Source organism: Paenibacillus sp. EKM212P (assembly GCF_011066115.1).
GTDB lineage: Bacteria > Bacillota > Bacilli > Paenibacillales > Paenibacillaceae > Paenibacillus > Paenibacillus polymyxa_B.
In genome coordinates, this window is sequence record NZ_JAAMNR010000010.1 from 60,809 (window position 1) to 77,114 (window position 16,306).

Below are 16,306 nucleotides of genomic sequence, written 5' to 3' on the forward strand. Positions count from 1 at the left end.
GAAAAAAAGATGATATCAGATTAGAATTACTACATTGTTAAGAAGTATCAATGACTCTCAACCGAATCTATCCATAAATTGTTTATTCAGATCATAAGTAGGTATGAAAAAGCACTGATGGATATTCTTCATCAGTGCTTTATTTACTGCAATCGTACCTTATTAGCGTTTAGCATTATACTCATTAGAATTTATATCAAAGATGTCCAGCGCTTTCAGTAAGGCGTATTCACTTGTTCTGGCCCCTTCTTTTGAAAAATGTGCATCCGGAAACGCAGGAGACATATGATGGTACCCGGGATAGACATGTAATTCCACTAAGACTCCATCAAAAGCCAGTTGTTTTGCAAAAACCAAGGCTTCATCAATGAATAAATCAATGGTACCTATATTTATATAAGTCGGTGGTAACCCGGCCAATGACTTAGCACGGGCCGGCGCATAATACTCATTTACCTCCTCTTGACCCGGTTCTTCCCCTAATACAGATTTCCAGCCAAAATAATTACTTTGTTTTGTCCAAATAAACTCTCCTGCGTATGGATGCTCTGGTGCGGTACTTGTCCGATCGTCTAGCATTGGCCTCATCAATCTTAGATGATGGATTTCGAATTCCTTCTGATCACGAATGTACAAGGCTAGGCCAGCCGCCAAACCGCCGCCAGCGCTGCTGCCCCCTACGGCAACTTTCTGAGTATCTATCCCTAACTCTTCCGCATGTTCAATACACCATTTTAGGCCCGAATAACAATCCTGTAACTGACTTGGCTGCACATGCTCTGGTGCTAGGCGATAGTACACGGATACACAACAGAAACCATGTTGTGCAGCAAGAGATGCATTAGCAGGACGATCCACGACTGGACTTCCTAAGACCATCCCGCCTCCGTGTATCGAATAATATAGAGGCATCTTATGATGCTTTGAATGTTTGGGCTTAATAATTTCTATTTGAATATCTGGACCACTTAAATAACTTGGCACAACCTTTTTTTCTAATGTAATAGGGAACATCTGCGTTACATCTATTTGTTGCATCATTTGAGATTGATTTTTACGTGCTTCCATTAGTGTAGATTCGGTAAGATCGGTTGTTGGTATTAAATCAACTGCACTGATAATTTCCGGATCAATCAGATGTCTACTTCTACTTTTTTGCTCTCCCATAGTAATTGTTTCCTCACTTTCTTATTTTAAAGACAATGAATCAATACATTTTTCCCTTTAATTGTTGCTGTTGTTTATATTCATATTTTAAAGATTAAAATAAGCTTAATAAATGAAAACAACGATTTAGAATCATTTTTGGCATAAAAACAATAATGAAAAAATGAAGTACAGCCTTTGAAATAGAATGGGTCTGTTGGATCATCGGGGAGGGTGAACGGAATTTTGGGATCAAGAACGGTATGTAAAAAAGCTCAAGAGAGAAAATGAAATGCGAACACACATCAAACCTTTTGCCAAACAAAAAGACGTGACCGGATTGATTTTTCACCACGATCATCCGGTCACGCCCTAAGCTCACCATGTTATGAGGCCAAAATTAAATTCATTGACGCGAGTATAGCACCACGCCACTTTGCAAACTAGGTATTTTTATGTGAATACACAATTTTCTTAATGGTTTCGGTAGAGAGGAAAAACTCCTTAGCTAATTGCTCGATACTGCTGCTATTTTGAAAAGCATTTCTGATTGCAGCATTTCGCTGTTCAAGCAACCTTCTCCCGCCACTCAAACTTCCCCAATCCATATATTCCGTTTTTGGCTTAGGAATATACAGCGTCTCTCCTTGAACATATTTTTGAATTTCCATGATTAGTTTTTGAGGTAAAACTTTTGTAGCATTCGTATATCTCAATTTTGCTCGCCCCTTATTTTGATTCTTTAAAATAAGGTGCAAAGCCAAAAATATTAAAAAAGCTTGTTCAGCGTTAAAAATGGTTTCGCCCCATACAAAGTAACGCTTTCCTAATAATTGGCTTTGCATGAGTGTAAGAAGTCACAGACAATCCCAATAGATTCTCCATCAGTAGGCACCCCCTTTTACTTCGCAAGTATAGCATAACTACTGCTCACCTGGGACCAGCTAAATGATATCAGTACAATCAAACCATTAAAATTGAGCTGATATATAACTGATCTTCATTCGTTTATGAGGTGTTGCCGGGACTTTTGTTTGCCCGACTCTTGTTATTCGCAAGCCAATGTTTTATATTGACATAAGAGTAGGTCAAAAATAAAAGAGGTGAACGGACGAGATGTCTCCACGTACGAAAGAACAAAACGAAGAGATCCGGCTGCGGCGTCTGGCGCAAATTCGGAAAGCCGCTGCCGATGTGTTTTTGAATAAAGGGCCTTTACTGGAAATCCGCGATGTGGCCGTGCAGGCGGGACTCGGCTATGGCACGGTATACCATTATTACAGCAATAAGGGCAATTTGCTCCACGATCTGCTATGGGACGCGTTGGAGCGGGCCGGGGGATGGCTGGAGGCCCCGCGCGCTTCGGCTTCGGGGGAGGCGCCGGCGGGCGGGCATTTCGGCTTGGCTGCGGCGGCGGACACTGGGAACTCGGCTGCCGCGGATTCCCAAAGCGGAAGCCGCGAAACGGCCGCTGCCGCAGAGCTTGGCCCCGTCGCCGCCGCCGGCATTCGGCTGCTGCAGCTTTGGGCGGAGGACCACGCCTTGTACCTGCTGCATAAGCTGGCCGGTGAGGGCTTTGCCTCGCTGCCTGAAGCGCGCTCTGCCCCGCTCTCAGCCGCCTTTCGCCGGGAGGTGCTCGCGCCGCTTGCCTCGCTGCTGGAAACCGGTCGTGCGGCGGACGGGGCTACCGCTTCCGGCGTAAACGCGGCGGAGCCGCCGTATCGGCTACAGCGCGCGGAAATGCTGCTGGCCGCCTTGGTCGGCTGCGCGTCGCTTTCGCTTCGTCGCGGAAAGCTGCACGAGGAGGCCAAAGATATCGTCCGGTTTTTAAAATTATAGAATTGATAAGGAGCGAATACACAAAAATGATCATTTTAAAATCACCTAGGGAAATCGAAGAGATGAAGCCGGCGAGCCAAATCGTTGCGGACTGCTACCGCGAGGTGGCCAAACTGATCGAGCCTGGGATCACCACCCGGGAAATCAATGACTTTGTTGCCAGACACATCACCAAGCTGGGCGGCAAGCAGTTTACGAAAGGGTACAACGGGTTCCCCGCCGAAACCTGCATTTCGGTCAACGATGTGGTGGCCCACGGCATTCCTTCGAACCAGGCGCTTATGGACGGCGACTTGCTGAAGCTCGACATCGTCGTGGAATACGGCGGATGGTTCGGCGATTCGTGCTGGTGCTATGCGGTGGGCAATATCCGGCCGGAAGCGCAAAAATTAATGAAGGTGACAAAGGAATGCTTGGATCTGGGGATCGCCCGGGCACTCCCGGGGGGCCGGCTCGGCGACATAACGTCGGCGATTCAACAGCATGCGGAATCAAACGGGTTTTCGGTCGTACGCGATCTGCTGGCGCATGGGATCGGGCGGAGCCTGCACGAGGAGCCGAGTTACGAGCATATCGGCGTAGCTGGTAAAGGCATTCGGTTAAAGGAAGGCATGGTGTTTACGATTGAACCGATGATCAACCAAGGTACGTTCCGTATCACGATCGACGACGATCAGTGGACGGCGAGAACGGCCGACGGCAAGTTGTCAGCGCAATATGAGCATACGATCGCAGTTACGTCGGACGGACCACTGATTTTAACGGCCCATTAAGAATAGAGGCGAACGGACGGCAAAGCGTCATTTAAGAAATAAGTCGCCACCCCGGCCTGCTTGGCCTGACGAAAGTTCGTAATCCGAAACGCGAAAAAGCGCTGGTTCCAGCCTGGGAACAGCGCTTTTTTTACATGGTTTGTAACTTTACCGATTTACGAAAAACCACATTGTTATGCGGTTTTTTATTATGACTTTGGTATCGTGTTACGGATTTACACTCTCTCTTGGATAGCCTGTCTTGCGTGTATTTTTTTTCATTGCAAATCTGGCTATTGGCTGAGCAACCAATAGCCCAATCCAAAATGCTACACCAAAATTTCTAAACCAACTGTGAAAGAAGTTCTGAAAAGGTTCTAGGCTTATTTGTTTCGTACCAACCCAAGTTCCTATAATGGTTAGAAGAACAGATAAGACCGTAACATTCAATAAAGTATTCAATAAAACTCTAGCATTAAATCCATCTGTTTGTTCTACGAATTTGGGTATCACTTTACCCACTAACGGTCCCGCAACCAATCTCACTAACAAAACAACGATAATCCACATAAACGGAATAATCTTTAGCGTTTCTAAATAATTTTCTTTACTAAAGCCGCGCTCCAATCCCATAATAATCGGGGCGATCGTGTTTACTGAAATAATTGAAATAATCAATAAAAATAATATACCTTCTTTTGCGTTTTGAGGCAGTCTTTCTTCCTTATACATATTGTTTCCCTCCGAAATAAAAATATTTCAGATGGTAGACGTATCATGCGACATATATTTTTGGTCATTAAAACTATTACCAATATCTCTACACACTGATCTAACAATTATAACAACTTTTTTTAAACAAATGAACGGATTTCTAAAACATTTTTTCTGCCAGTTAGTTGAACAAACTCCAGCTAACTTTAATTAGAGAAATCTGATAATCTAAGTTTATCAAAAGAGACATTAAGGAGTATATGAATCAGATGAGCAATTTTCTAAATGAATTTGAGGAAAGATTTAGGGCAGGATTTTTGGATGATCTTAAAAGCATACTGGAAGAAGTGAAGAATGAGCAGGTTTACGCTTGTGCTTTTGGCACAGACAGCTATTTTGTCACTTTGTTTCTTGCTGTTAATACGGAGGAATCACTTGTTAGACATATCACAAACATGAAAGCCCAAGGCCTGTGCAACAGCAAGGAAGATGAAAATTATTATAGATGGGGATTAAGCGAATATCAATATGGCGATACAACACATCTCAATCATATTAGCAAATTTCTGTATGCAACCGAAAATGTGTTTGACTATAAAGATGAAGTGATAAAAATTATGGCCAAGGTAGTTAAGGAAACAGACGATGTACTTTTTAATCAATTTGGCCAATCCAAAGAAGATATTATTTTTTTCGTGTCCATGACGGATGATGATATGGCCGAGGAACTGGAAAATCAGTCCGTAATTCAGATGACAAACGCCAAATTAGTTGATGGCTTCTTGCATCGTTATCAATAAAAGTGCGTTTGGAATAGTACACTCATTTCGTTTAGGTAGGTTGCTTTGCTAGACAAATTCGCAATGTGCTTGTCCTATGCATCGCTAGTACCCTCTTGATCTACACGGGGTAGTACTAGCGAAGCTGACACTACCCCCGGGGTTCTTATCTTCTAGCAAATTTTCTAATTCACTTATTTGAACATTCCCCTTCCGCTATCTTCTTTAATATACTTCATTTTATTCCCAGCTAAGAGCTGTAAATTGGTATGACCGGGAACTTGTTTCATCAGAAACAACCACTATGATCAGCCCCGCATTTCTCTTCGCAAACTACGCCGCTATCATACTCATGGTATGGGAATCCGTTTGTTTTACTAAAGCGAGACTCCGGTGCAGCTTATGATTGACGATTCCGATCACCACGTCCGGCTCCATTTCATCCTGATGGGAGAGCATAACCATAGCTGCAATATCTCCCTTCTGATATGCCGCCGTCAACGCCCTTAGAAAAGTCTTCGAGTTTTCACTTTCCGGTAAGGATAACTCTCCTTTGAGGAGATCCTTCTTGACTGCTTCAAGCGATTTTCGTGCCCGGTGGAGTGCAACTTTTACCGCTCCCTCCGTTGTTTCGAGCATGTCGGATGTCTCACTAATCGAATATCCAAACACATCTCGCAGCAAAAAAACAGTTCTCTGAAGCGGAGATAAATGTTTCATTAAGGACTGCAACGCTATCTCGATTTCAAAAGATCCATGATCCGGTACAGTTACTTTCGCTTGTTCCCTATTCAATATTCGAGTGTAGACTGCTTTTCTCCGTATATCATCAATCCAGGTGTTCTTAGCAATTCGTAGCAAAAGCGCTTTGGGGTTTGTATGCTCGAAGCTATTTAACTTACCTAATGCTTTTATCCAAGTGTCCTGAGCCAGTTCTTCCGCATCCCAATTTGATTTCGTAAGCGACAGACAGTAACGTTTCAGGACCGCCTGTAATTCCTCCAAGTTCTCGATGTTTATTGTATTATCTGTCATTTGTATAGAATTATCTATGCGCATAGGTCCTCTCCTCCACGGTCTTATTCTGCCCTTTCCTAGAGCAAAGCCATTTGTTACCTCCAATGTAAACGAACAAGTGGTTGTAAAAGTTACACCTTTTACGCAAATCGTTTTCCCCTTTAAACCTCCGTATCTTTTTACGGCCTCGGTTCGTTTACAAGGAGAAATCAACTGAAAACAGGAAATTGGGGGTATCAAAATGAGTGCTTATGTTCCTTATGTTGTTGAGCAAACCGCTCAAGGTGAAAGATCGTACGATATCTATTCCAGACTCTTAAAGGATCGTATTGTGTTTGTTGGGGCAGCCATCGATGATCATTTGGCTAACAGTATTATTGCTCAATTATTGTTCCTGGCGGCAGAAGATCCGGAAAAAGAAATTTACATGTATATCAACAGCCCGGGTGGCTCTACTTCTGCAGGATTTGCCATTTATGATACGATGCAGTACATCAAACCCGATGTACACACGATATGTACGGGATTCGCTGCTTCGTTTGGCGCGATCCTGTTGCTAGCGGGCGCCAGAGGGAAACGTTCGGCGTTGCCGAACAGTGAAATCATGATCCATCAGCCGCACGGGGGCGCACAAGGGCAAGCCAGCGATATTGCGATTAGCGCGAAACGAATTTTATGGACTCGTGAAAAGGCAACTCGTATCACAGCTGAACGAACCGGGCAACCTTTTGAAAAAGTCGAAAAAGATATGGACCGGGATTTTTACATGTCCGCTCAGGAAGCACTGGAATATGGGGTTATTGATCAAGTGATAACTTCTTTGTAGAGTATGCTCAAAACCTAATAATCTGCAAGAAACTTCAAGAAATAATACGAGGTGATATCATGTTAGCAAGCTTACAAGGCAAGGAAGTAACTATTCATTTTATAGATGGGACAAATGTATGCGACGGGGTACTGGATCAGATTGACGACAAGTTCGTTAAATACCTTACGCAATATCAGACGCTTGTTATTCCTATTACATCCATTCGCACCGTATCCATTGACATTAAGGAACGGCAACGCCACAGAGTTGGATTCGCCCCTTGAACCTATTTTAGCATGGGGTGGCAATTACATTGTACGGAGGCCCGATATTATGGAAATTTCACAGGGAGTAGAAATGCTTCAGCTAGATTTTCATGGGAATATAATTCACCCCATTCTTTTGTGGGATCAAGAAATGGCTATATTAATAGATACAGGATTTCCCGGGCAAATTGAAGATTTACGCGTGGCTATGGAAAAGGTAGGCGTGTCGTTTGGCCAACTAAAAGCTGTGATTTTGACGCATCAAGATGTGGATCATATAGGAAGTCTTCCTGAGATTTTGCAGGAGTGTGGCAGTCATATTAAAGTCTATGCACACGAACTGGATAAGCCGTATATTCAGGGAGAACTCCCACTTTTAAAAGACAGTCACCTTGTGCATCCCCCGAAGGGCAAAGTGGACGATACCTTAATAGATGGTCAGGAACTGCCGTTTTGCGGCAGGATTCGCGTCATCCATACGCCTGGGCATACTCCTGGTCATATCAGTCTTTATTTAAGGCAAAGTAAGACTCTTATTGCCGGGGATTCGATGTACAGTGTAAACGGGATTCTGGGGGGAATTCATGTCCCGACCACACCGGATATGGATGCAGCTCGTCTCTCATTGAAAAAGTATTTGGATCTCGACATTGCATCCGTAGTTTGCTACCACGGGGGATTAAGTAATGTACATGTGAATGATCAGATATTAGGACTTAGTGGCGAGTTAATTTATAGCGAATTGAAGCAACCCCGTAAATGACCGGGGTTGCTTTTATAATGTTCATATGAATTGTATCTAATACCCACACTTTATTGATAGACACGCACGTAATCGACTAGCATTTGGGACGGGAACTGCGTCGAGTTATTGGGAGCACCAGGCCAGTTTCCGCCGACCGCTAGGTTCAGGAGAATAAAGAACGGCTGTTGAAATTCTTCGGTGTTCCCGGTTCCGTTCTCTATATAAAATTCATTAAACTGCTGCCCGTCGACAAACCAGCGGATATACTTGGAGTCCCACTCGATGCTGTACACATGGTATTGAGAAAAATCCAGATTGCCCGATACCCGCCCGAAGTCAGCGTGGCCTCCCGCATCCCAATGCACAGTACCGTTCACAGAAGGATTGTTGTTTACACGTTCCATAATGTCGATTTCTCCGCATTTCGGCCAACCTACCGAGCTGATGTTGCTGCCTAACATCCAGAAAGCCGGCCATATCCCTTGACCGGACGGTAACTTGATGCGCGCTTCCACTTTCCCATAAGTAAATTTTTTCAAGTCTTGAGTTTTGATCCGGGCTGAGGTGTAATTCATTCCGCCGTAAGCTTCTTTTTGTGCCGTAATCACCAGATTGCCTCCGGTAACCTGCAAATTCTGCTTACGGTCGGTATAGTACTGCAGTTCATTGTTTCCCCATCCGCCGCTTCCGGTACCGATTTCAGGGGTCCAATTGGACCGGTTTAACGAAGTTCCATTAAATTCGTCGCTCCACACAAGATTCGAGTTCGGTGCTGCGCTTGTATGCATTGCTGGAAGCAGAACGGTTAGGAGACTGAGCAGCGCAACCGCACATAATCCTTTTCTTAGCATTAGTTCCCTCCTCAATAATAATAATCCAAGTTCTTAGACACTTCAGGAAAATAAGCCTTCAAGCGGTATTGACCATTGAAACGGGGATCACCTCTCTTTATATTTTTCTTCTTGGACAGCTCATAAATTAGAATCGTAGATAGACTATTGAAAAAATATACCGCTCAAGCAGGAGTATAATGGAAACAAAATCCATATTCAACCTTTATTTAAGGTTTTTTCTCAAAAATTACTTTCCCATATAGATAAAGCTTCAATGGCATGTAACATGGTTTTCTCCTTAGCTGATCCAGGATTAGACGGTTTGACTTTACTAAAAGAATTTTGAATAAGATCGTCAAATTTCTCAGCTGATACTCTGACAGCTATATCAATGTCAGAGGTGGGCTTAGCTGTACCTTCCGCTCGACTACCTTGAACAACAATATCGCCACTTAAATGACCAACTTTATCTCTTTTCATTGATGAAATCTTCTCAATTGTGCTGAAGTTAGTCCTTATGGTATCTTGAATTCCTTTACGTACTGTCTTTAGTTTCTCATATATACCCATGACTCTAATTTATTCTTGAGGTACACATTTTTACCTATCCACGTTCGGAACGTATTTACCATATATAATTCTACAAAAAATAAGTCAAAGCACATTTCGTTTATGCTTTGACTTCTCTTATTTTAGTTATTGAACTGTGTTCACATCTATTTCATTTGCGTCCACTATCTAAATTATTCAAATTTACATCACTAATATCATTAATAGGAATGTTTAAATTACGCCAGTAATTCAAAGGATAAGCGGACTTACCCACGAGCATTTCACCTTGACGTATATAAAAACTCCCCCCTCTTTCCAAAAATTTAATCATCGGTTCATACAAATCTATATGGTCTAATGCTTCTTTAATCCCTTCATCGGCTAATGTGGAAATTTCCAAGTAACAGTAACTCAAAGCTTTGTTATATATGTTCTCTAGCTTTTCAAGTTTGGGGCACACTTTAGATATATCAAGGTTAACTGTTTTTCCAAACACACTAGCGATACTAAATATGGGATACTTATCGACAGAAACAGATGCAGATTCTATAAATGCATTGACTCTTCTGAAATATTCACTGACCAAAATATGGTGTGAATCACACAGCTGATCCCCTAAACTTTCAAAATGAATTGAAGACAAACGCTCTACAGCTTGATTAAGTATTCTTCCCAATTGGTTTAACCTCGCTTATTTAAACATATTTTTAAAGTAATAATCTTCATAGCCTGGAAAGGATTTATTGGGTTGAGAAGGGGCATTTTCGTGAGCACCAGGCGATAACCTTCGTAGGTTCCCTTTTCTTGATTCCAAGATTCAAGCGTGCGGTACTTCTGCCCTTCTGCCATTAATTTACGTTCTGTTAGCTCATGTTCAGCCAATTGCTTGAACCATGTTTTTTGTTCAGGAGATAACTCTCCTTTTTGGGCTGTTTTCCATGCAAAAGCAATCTCATCATCAGCAGTAAATCGCTCAAGCCTAAATTCTATTCCTCCCGGTTGAGGTACTTCATGCTTACCAAAGAATAAATGCTTTTTCATAGCTCTTATTTCATCCACACTAAGGCCTGTATTCTGAGCAACTTCTTCAATATCCTTCATCTTTATATTTCTTATTGATTGGTACTCTGCTTCTGCAAATGTATCATAATCCTTTGAACCAGCACCAGTAAATCCATTTCTTGTCTCTGTGTTAGTAGCAGGACGCTGTTCGCTTTCTTTTAAAATATTTGTACTTTTAGCACCTTCATACTTAACAGATCCCTCCAAAATATTCTTGGGCTTAATCAGCGCTTTGGTCGTCGTAGAACCTATCATCAAACCAGCTGTACCAATCAAATTTGCCATATGTTCTTTTGACCATGCATTTGTGGGATTAAATGCTCCCTGAATCATGCCCGATACTCCAAATGTACCGAAATTGAGCATGTCATTCCATGAATCGTTTTGTTTAGCTGCCCGTTCCATGTACCCTTGATACATTCCCTTCGGAATGCCGTACGACATATAATCTAGGAAGCTCCAGACTGAATCAAATTTTTTCTCATATCGTTCTGAATTAGCTGCTACAAAATCCTGCCCAAGCTCCGTTAAGCTATCCGCCGATTTCTGGAGCGCATTTCGTGTATTGCAACAGGAACTGCGCAAGTATTCGGTGGAGGTGGCAAGCAACCTGGGTCTAGATTCCCATCCTCCATCATATCTGCTAATCTAAACTTATTTGCATGCTGCCGTAGTTCTCTAGCAATCGAATCTGTTAGTGTAACAAAGTCATTCATATTCTTCTGAGATGTTTGGAATCTATAATAGAATTGCTCCTTTGTTATCCCCTCCCAAAATCGTTCCATAAACGAGATATGCTGCAATAACTGACTGTTCATTTGCATCGCCGTTTGCTGTGCAAGCTCAAATTTCTTAGAGACAGTTATAAGTTGTTCAGGTGTCACTTTAATTGTTGTCATAATTTACCTCGGTTGAGTTCATTAAGACATAATAACATTATTCAAATTTATGGAAACCCATCTTTACTCCTAATTGTTAAAAGAAATGGAAGTGAAGTTGTTTGCTAAGCCAGGAGAAGCAGCGGTTATATCAACACGTACGACGAATAACTAAAAAGGGTGGAGTTGATATAGTTTATCAACTCCACCCTTTTTCTGTGTGTGACGAGTTCAGTCTCTTTTCTTGGTACCGCTTTTTACTGTAAAAAACAACAATGATAAGAAGAATAGAGCCTGTGAAGTTTTAACCATCAACCGGATTCCTTCACCGGAATCTTTTATATCATACAAAATATCAGCTATGGATACCAAACCTGTAGTAATAAGTATAATCAATGCGAGTATGTACACGTTTAGTCCCCCTTTTGTTCGGTTTTACAGCAAGAAGAAGACAATAGCTCTGGATGCGGGTTCGGCCAACCACGCAGGCAACCCAACATATTTTAAGGCGTAAGCAAGACCATCCTCTGCTGTGCCTGAGAAATCTACCATGATATCCAAAGCTTGCATTAATACTTGATAGCCAAGATAATATTTCAAAGTTTCTTTTGCACCTTCGGTCAAAAGTGGTATTTTATCTACATAAATTTTTATCTGTTCATTTCAAGCACGTGATCCAATATTCTTGAGTTTGGAAATTAATTTCAGTGCCACTTCTTTTGCGAGCTTTGTTTTCCAGCCTTGTGTACTTACTTCCCCAGATGACTGCTGAGTATCGACCAGTCCAAGATTACTACCTACAATTTTGAAAAGGTCATCATAATCAACTTGTCTTAATTTTTGCTCTACTCTTTCATCAACAATTCCATTTTCCAAGTCTATCTTAGTCTCAGAAGTTATAGAAGATTATCCTCTCTTCATATATTTGGTATTTTCATCAATATACTAACATGAATTATATATATTTATAAAATAGAGGGATATAGTAGATGATTTTTCCTATAATAATATCTATTCATAGGATTTGGATAATAAATGGTTATTATAACCTGTGAAAAGAGACTGTTTATTGAATGATTTTTGACCGAATGATGGCCGTTCGTTAGACTTTCAGCGTGATATATTTGTATCATAGAAAATCAAATAAGGATCACACCACAGCTTTCGAGCCTCGGTGAACCAGGTCGGCCAATGTGCCGGCCTTTTGATTTTTCAACAAACCATATTAGGAGAACATAAATCATGTCTACAGAAGCAAGCGCAGTAAGAAACGGTGCGTACGCATATTTGGTAAATATATTGAGTCTCAAAATCATATACTTCAAACAATAAATGGATGCGCATACGTCTGTTCCCTTCTTCTCTAAACCTAAATGAAATCCTTCGACTAAATAGCGAAATATTCGCTAAAAATAAATAGCGATTATTTCGCTGGGATATTCTTGGTTTGGAGGTGAGAAGATGTACCAAAGAATCCGAGATTTACGTGAAGATAGAGATTTGACTCAAACCCAAATGGCTGAATATTTGAATTGTAGTCAACGAATTTATAGCAATTACGAACGCGGCGATGTTGATATTCCCACAAGAATTCTAATCAAACTAGCTGATTTCCATAACACAAGCACAGACTACTTGTTAAACAGAACGAAACAAAAAAAACCTTATCCGGCAGGCTAGCTACTTTTAGAAATAAAAAAGGTAACTCCTCATGAAGGAGCTACCTTTCAAAAATTTTAATATCGCCCCCTTCAATCTTCTGAACTACCTATTTTAACCCTTCTTTCCCGTCAAATACTTCAATCATTATTAGTGCCCCCATTTTATAACCCTCAATATAAGCCGAAGCGGACAATAAGGAAATTAAAACATCTTGTAAATCCGAAAGTTCTTCAATTAATTTGTAATCCTGTTCTGGCAATTTTGTTTTGAGGGCTTCCTCAGTATCGGCTATTCTCTGAGAGACCAGTTCAAACTCAGTGTCTTTCGATTTGATTCGTTCACTTGGGTTACATTTTCCGTAATAAAAGTTCTCCAAGATACTCATGATCTACTCCTTCTTAATATGTATTATTAACCCTCTGACTAATTTTAGCGAATTATTCGCTAAAAATCAATAGCGATTATTTCGCTAAGATATTCTTAGTTCGAGGTGAATATGATGTATCAACGGATTCGAGATTTACGTGAAGATAAAGATTTGACTCAAACTCAAATGGCCGATTATCTGAATTGTAGTCAGCGGATATACAGCAATTATGAACGTGGGGAAATAGACATTCCCACGGAGATTTTGATTAGACTGGCAAATTTTCATCACACAAGCACAGACTATTTACTAAATAAAACGAACCAAAAAAAGCCCTACCCCGCAGAATAGTACCCAGGAATACCCAATACTTTCAAGCCTATAAAATCAATGTTTTATAGCCTAACTTACACAAGTTTTCAAACTCAACAACTATATAATCCAAACTCGAAAAATTCACATCAAAACGGATTAGGTGGAATGGTGCTGTACAAGCGAAGCAGTTCGCTTTAAAAGCTTCCCGTAGGAAAGCACGCTTCGGAAGCATCATCCGACTGCGTAGTGGCACGATATATAGGTGAAAAGCTCGTTTGAGCTACCTTCTCCCCCACCCTCATGTTCGAATGCAAACACAAAGAGCATTGCCCTGTCGACAACATCGGCTTGGACAATGCTCTTTATATTATTGAAACTGCCCTTGGAACAGCATCTTCTACTCATTAACGTTAGAAGTCATAACAAGCGAATTTTTCAAACAAATTCTCACTAATTATCAGATTACTGTGGAGGGAACGAATACTTTTTGCCACCCCAAGCCACGAGAAGCGCAAGGAATAAGAGTATGAATAATGCCCATGAAAATGATCCCGCACCAAAAGTTTCAAGTAAAATACCCCCAGTCATCCCGCCGCCAGCGATAGCCAGATTCCATACGGTCGTGTTAATCGGCATGACCATATCCACTTTGCTCTCCCCTGCAGCCTGAGCAAGCGCCGTTTGCAATAGCGTTGCTGCGCCGCCGAAAGTTAAACCCCATACCGTAACAATAATATAGATTATAAGGACATTGGAGTTGCTAAAGCTCATGGAAATAGAAATTAAGACGAAAGAAATAAGACTAATAAGGACAAGCTTACGCAGCCAACGGTCGATGAATACGCCAGTTATCCATATACCTACGAGAGCAGCAATGCCAAAGAAAGCCAGCGCCAGACCCACTCTCTCCCCCATCCCATTGGCCGCAAGAAATGGAGCAATATAAGTGTAAAGAATATTATGTGCTGTCATCCAGGTCAGTACAACCAATAGTATGGGCCGAATCCCCGGTGTAAGGAAGACTGCATAGATCGAAGCTTGCTTATCGGAGGACTGTCCCGGATAGTCCGGCACCTTCCAAAGCACCCACGCGATCAGTATAACAGTCAGTAGCGACATGATTCCAAAAACAGAACGCCAACCCATAAGGTTCCCCAGAAACGTTCCCGCAGGGACACCAATAGCCAAGGCGATAGGCGTTCCAACCATGGCAACCGCCATCCCCCTCCCCTTCAATGTAGCAGAGACCATGCGGAGAGCGTAACCGCCGATCATCCCCCATAGAACTCCAGCCGAAACTCCTGCCAGTAGACGGGCAGCCAGCGTCAGTATGTAGCTGGAAGAAATTGCGGTGACACTGTTAAAAACCAGGAATCCGCAGATAGCCAGAAGTAACAGGGGACGCCTCCGCCATTGGCGGGTAACTATAGCTACAGGGATGGCAGCCACTAAGGAACCAATAGCATACACGGTGACCAGTTGACCGGCCATTGCCTCTGAAATATGAAGTCCCTTACTTATTTGCGGAAGCAAACCAGCCGGAATCGTTTCTGTCATAATACAGATGAATCCTGTCATAGCCAAAGCGAGCAGGCCAAGCCAGGGAAAGGACCTAGAGGAAGCGGAAGACGCGATCTTTGCAGTAGTAGAAGAATTATTGCTGGACATTAGCGCAGCTCCTTAATATCGATTTCAAAACAAGTTCAAGCATAAGACCAAGCAAATGTGCCAGTGATTTGACCTCCTTATATTTATTTATGGATCGATCATTCCATATTTTAAAGAGACCTCCCGCTCTTGTCAATTACTTTTGGATCGATTAGTATATAAGTACAAGGTAAAAGGAGGCTACTCCATGGTTAGAACCGGAAGACCACGTAAATTCTGTCGCGACGAAGCGATCTCCCAAGCTATGATGTTGTTTTGGGAGCATGGATTTGAATCAACCTCTTTGGCTCAACTCAAAAAGGCGATGGGCGGCATCTCCTCAGCCAGCTTTTATGCAGCTTTTGAATCAAAAGACGCATTATTCAAAGAAGCACTGGACCAGTATTTGGCTACATACGGACAAGTATCGACAAGCCTTACAAACTATTCACTTTCATCGCGCACAGCTATTGAATTAGCCTTAAGAAGTTCAGCAATCATGCAGACTGAGCAGACCCATCCCTTGGGTTGTTTAGTCATATTCTCTGCAAATACTTGTTCGCCGGAAAACACTCATATTCGAGAACTATTGATCAGGCAAAGAGCAGTGACTAGGAACAAGTTCTATGCTCGTATTGAGCGAGCTACCAAGAATGGAGAACTTCAAGAATCCACAAATGTTAGCATGTTAACCACACTATTCGTTACCTTTCTGGAAGGTATATCTACGGAAGCCAGAGATGGTGTGTCCCTAGACAACATTGAAGCAGCCATAACTAAATTGATGGAGCTTTGGGATACTTGTGCCTGAGACTTGCCCCAGTCTTCATGAAAATAAGAACCTATAAATAGAAAAAGGCAATCTCTCTAAAAAAGGAGATTGCCTTTTGATTTAGGAAGATTGCTTCTCTCAAAAAACACCAT

General features: G+C 42.0%; 20 protein-coding genes and 2 pseudogenes. 9 read left to right on the top strand and 13 right to left on the bottom strand.

Features of this window, described 5'->3' with window-relative positions:
• Positions 1-162: 162 nt before the first annotated feature.
• A complete protein-coding gene (locus G9G54_RS22400) occupies positions 163-1,167 on the bottom strand; it encodes an alpha/beta hydrolase fold domain-containing protein (RefSeq protein ID WP_165179669.1) in 1,005 nt (334 codons plus the stop codon).
• Between the two features lie 422 nt (positions 1,168-1,589).
• The gene (locus tag G9G54_RS22405; protein ID WP_076161227.1) at positions 1,590-1,862 is read right to left on the bottom strand and encodes a CD3324 family protein; all 273 of its coding nucleotides are present in this window, start codon (positions 1,860-1,862) and stop codon (positions 1,590-1,592) included.
• A 400-nt stretch (positions 1,863-2,262) separates the two neighbouring features.
• Between G9G54_RS22405 and G9G54_RS22410 the strand changes: the two genes are divergently transcribed.
• Together G9G54_RS22410 and map are read left to right on the top strand one after the other, a co-directional pair.
• Positions 2,263-2,985 carry a TetR/AcrR family transcriptional regulator gene (locus tag G9G54_RS22410; RefSeq protein WP_165179670.1) on the top strand — a complete coding sequence of 241 codons (723 nt, stop codon included), beginning with the start codon at positions 2,263-2,265 and terminating at the stop codon, positions 2,983-2,985.
• A 26-nt stretch (positions 2,986-3,011) separates the two neighbouring features.
• Positions 3,012-3,758: a type I methionyl aminopeptidase gene (map, locus tag G9G54_RS22415; protein WP_165179671.1), complete on the top strand. Its 747-nt coding sequence runs from the start codon at positions 3,012-3,014 to the stop codon at positions 3,756-3,758.
• A gap of 207 nt (positions 3,759-3,965) precedes the next feature.
• Here map and G9G54_RS22420 read toward each other — a convergent pair whose 3' ends face one another.
• Entirely contained in the window at positions 3,966-4,469 is a 504-nt protein-coding gene (locus G9G54_RS22420) for a hypothetical protein (RefSeq protein WP_165179672.1), read from the bottom strand.
• Between the two features lie 251 nt (positions 4,470-4,720).
• Between G9G54_RS22420 and G9G54_RS22425 the strand changes: the two genes are divergently transcribed.
• Positions 4,721-5,251: a DUF4303 domain-containing protein gene (locus tag G9G54_RS22425; RefSeq protein ID WP_165179673.1), complete on the top strand. Its 531-nt coding sequence runs from the start codon at positions 4,721-4,723 to the stop codon at positions 5,249-5,251.
• Between the two features lie 312 nt (positions 5,252-5,563).
• On the opposite strand, the gene G9G54_RS22430 is transcribed toward G9G54_RS22425, so the two are convergent.
• Positions 5,564-6,265, bottom strand: a complete 702-nt coding sequence (locus G9G54_RS22430) for an RNA polymerase sigma factor (protein WP_238808333.1) — start codon at positions 6,263-6,265, stop codon at positions 5,564-5,566.
• Between the two features lie 223 nt (positions 6,266-6,488).
• On the opposite strand from G9G54_RS22430, the gene clpP reads away from it, so the two are divergent.
• The 3 genes from clpP to G9G54_RS22445 are packed head-to-tail and all read left to right on the top strand — an operon-like array spanning position 6,489 to position 8,084.
• The gene (gene clpP, locus G9G54_RS22435; protein ID WP_165179675.1) at positions 6,489-7,073 is read left to right on the top strand and encodes an ATP-dependent Clp endopeptidase proteolytic subunit ClpP; all 585 of its coding nucleotides are present in this window, start codon (positions 6,489-6,491) and stop codon (positions 7,071-7,073) included.
• 59 nt (positions 7,074-7,132) lie between these two features.
• Complete coding sequence (locus G9G54_RS22440; RefSeq protein WP_165179676.1) at positions 7,133-7,339, top strand: hypothetical protein; 207 nt, start codon at positions 7,133-7,135, stop codon at positions 7,337-7,339.
• Positions 7,340-7,388: 49 nt separating this feature from the next.
• Positions 7,389-8,084: an MBL fold metallo-hydrolase gene (locus tag G9G54_RS22445; protein WP_165179677.1), complete on the top strand. Its 696-nt coding sequence runs from the start codon at positions 7,389-7,391 to the stop codon at positions 8,082-8,084.
• 53 nt (positions 8,085-8,137) lie between these two features.
• Here G9G54_RS22445 and G9G54_RS22450 read toward each other — a convergent pair.
• The 7 genes and pseudogenes from G9G54_RS22450 to G9G54_RS22480 all read right to left on the bottom strand — a co-directional run.
• Positions 8,138-8,917 (bottom strand): annotated as a pseudogene (locus G9G54_RS22450) (glycoside hydrolase family 16 protein); the annotation flags it as partial.
• A gap of 222 nt (positions 8,918-9,139) precedes the next feature.
• Positions 9,140-9,379 (bottom strand): nucleotidyltransferase domain-containing protein, encoded by a 240-nt coding sequence (locus G9G54_RS22455; RefSeq protein WP_165179679.1) that lies wholly within the window; start codon positions 9,377-9,379, stop codon positions 9,140-9,142.
• 241 nt (positions 9,380-9,620) lie between these two features.
• Positions 9,621-10,127 carry a hypothetical protein gene (locus tag G9G54_RS22460; RefSeq protein ID WP_165179680.1) on the bottom strand — a complete coding sequence of 169 codons (507 nt, stop codon included), beginning with the start codon at positions 10,125-10,127 and terminating at the stop codon, positions 9,621-9,623.
• A 5-nt stretch (positions 10,128-10,132) separates the two neighbouring features.
• Positions 10,133-11,412 (bottom strand): annotated as a pseudogene (locus tag G9G54_RS26160) (WXG100 family type VII secretion target).
• Positions 11,413-11,622: 210 nt separating this feature from the next.
• A complete protein-coding gene (locus G9G54_RS22470; protein ID WP_165179681.1) occupies positions 11,623-11,802 on the bottom strand; it encodes a hypothetical protein in 180 nt (59 codons plus the stop codon).
• A gap of 24 nt (positions 11,803-11,826) precedes the next feature.
• Positions 11,827-12,015: a hypothetical protein gene (locus G9G54_RS22475; RefSeq protein WP_238808337.1), complete on the bottom strand. Its 189-nt coding sequence runs from the start codon at positions 12,013-12,015 to the stop codon at positions 11,827-11,829.
• A gap of 39 nt (positions 12,016-12,054) precedes the next feature.
• Positions 12,055-12,267, bottom strand: a complete 213-nt coding sequence (locus tag G9G54_RS22480; RefSeq protein ID WP_165179683.1) for a hypothetical protein — start codon at positions 12,265-12,267, stop codon at positions 12,055-12,057.
• A 585-nt stretch (positions 12,268-12,852) separates the two neighbouring features.
• Between G9G54_RS22480 and G9G54_RS22485 the strand changes: the two genes are divergently transcribed.
• Positions 12,853-13,071, top strand: coding sequence for a helix-turn-helix domain-containing protein (locus G9G54_RS22485; RefSeq protein ID WP_044645949.1), 219 nt, complete (start codon positions 12,853-12,855; stop codon positions 13,069-13,071).
• Between the two features lie 88 nt (positions 13,072-13,159).
• Here G9G54_RS22485 and G9G54_RS22490 read toward each other — a convergent pair whose 3' ends face one another.
• Complete coding sequence (locus tag G9G54_RS22490) at positions 13,160-13,438, bottom strand: DUF6809 family protein (RefSeq protein WP_165179684.1); 279 nt, start codon at positions 13,436-13,438, stop codon at positions 13,160-13,162.
• Positions 13,439-13,552: 114 nt separating this feature from the next.
• On the opposite strand from G9G54_RS22490, the gene G9G54_RS22495 reads away from it, so the two are divergent.
• Positions 13,553-13,771, top strand: coding sequence for a helix-turn-helix domain-containing protein (locus G9G54_RS22495; protein ID WP_165179742.1), 219 nt, complete (start codon positions 13,553-13,555; stop codon positions 13,769-13,771).
• Between the two features lie 426 nt (positions 13,772-14,197).
• On the opposite strand, the gene G9G54_RS22500 is transcribed toward G9G54_RS22495, so the two are convergent.
• Entirely contained in the window at positions 14,198-15,403 is a 1,206-nt protein-coding gene (locus tag G9G54_RS22500; RefSeq protein WP_165179685.1) for an MFS transporter, read from the bottom strand.
• A 187-nt stretch (positions 15,404-15,590) separates the two neighbouring features.
• On the opposite strand from G9G54_RS22500, the gene G9G54_RS22505 reads away from it, so the two are divergent.
• Positions 15,591-16,193, top strand: a complete 603-nt coding sequence (locus G9G54_RS22505) for a TetR/AcrR family transcriptional regulator (protein ID WP_165179686.1) — start codon at positions 15,591-15,593, stop codon at positions 16,191-16,193.
• Positions 16,194-16,306 lie beyond the last annotated feature (113 nt).

Excerpts from the sequence above, each read along its gene's own strand:
- G9G54_RS22500 (WP_165179685.1), bottom strand. The coding sequence starts at position 15,403 with ATGTCCAGCAATAATTCTTCTACTACTGCAAAGATCGCGTCTTCCGCT.
- G9G54_RS22400 (WP_165179669.1), bottom strand. The coding sequence starts at position 1,167 with ATGGGAGAGCAAAAAAGTAGAAGTAGACATCTGATTGATCCGGAAATT.
- G9G54_RS22455 (WP_165179679.1), bottom strand. The coding sequence starts at position 9,379 with ATGAAAAGAGATAAAGTTGGTCATTTAAGTGGCGATATTGTTGTTCAA.
- G9G54_RS22490 (WP_165179684.1), bottom strand. The coding sequence starts at position 13,438 with ATGAGTATCTTGGAGAACTTTTATTACGGAAAATGTAACCCAAGTGAA.
- G9G54_RS22445 (WP_165179677.1), top strand. The coding sequence starts at position 7,389 with ATGGAAATTTCACAGGGAGTAGAAATGCTTCAGCTAGATTTTCATGGG.
- clpP (WP_165179675.1), top strand. The coding sequence starts at position 6,489 with ATGAGTGCTTATGTTCCTTATGTTGTTGAGCAAACCGCTCAAGGTGAA.
- G9G54_RS22440 (WP_165179676.1), top strand. The coding sequence starts at position 7,133 with ATGTTAGCAAGCTTACAAGGCAAGGAAGTAACTATTCATTTTATAGAT.
- G9G54_RS22420 (WP_165179672.1), bottom strand. The coding sequence starts at position 4,469 with ATGTATAAGGAAGAAAGACTGCCTCAAAACGCAAAAGAAGGTATATTA.
- G9G54_RS22495 (WP_165179742.1), top strand. The coding sequence starts at position 13,553 with ATGTATCAACGGATTCGAGATTTACGTGAAGATAAAGATTTGACTCAA.
- G9G54_RS22485 (WP_044645949.1), top strand. The coding sequence starts at position 12,853 with ATGTACCAAAGAATCCGAGATTTACGTGAAGATAGAGATTTGACTCAA.
- G9G54_RS22505 (WP_165179686.1), top strand. The coding sequence starts at position 15,591 with ATGGTTAGAACCGGAAGACCACGTAAATTCTGTCGCGACGAAGCGATC.
- map (WP_165179671.1), top strand. The coding sequence starts at position 3,012 with ATGATCATTTTAAAATCACCTAGGGAAATCGAAGAGATGAAGCCGGCG.
- G9G54_RS22410 (WP_165179670.1), top strand. The coding sequence starts at position 2,263 with ATGTCTCCACGTACGAAAGAACAAAACGAAGAGATCCGGCTGCGGCGT.
- G9G54_RS22430 (WP_238808333.1), bottom strand. The coding sequence starts at position 6,265 with ATGACAGATAATACAATAAACATCGAGAACTTGGAGGAATTACAGGCG.
- G9G54_RS22425 (WP_165179673.1), top strand. The coding sequence starts at position 4,721 with ATGAGCAATTTTCTAAATGAATTTGAGGAAAGATTTAGGGCAGGATTT.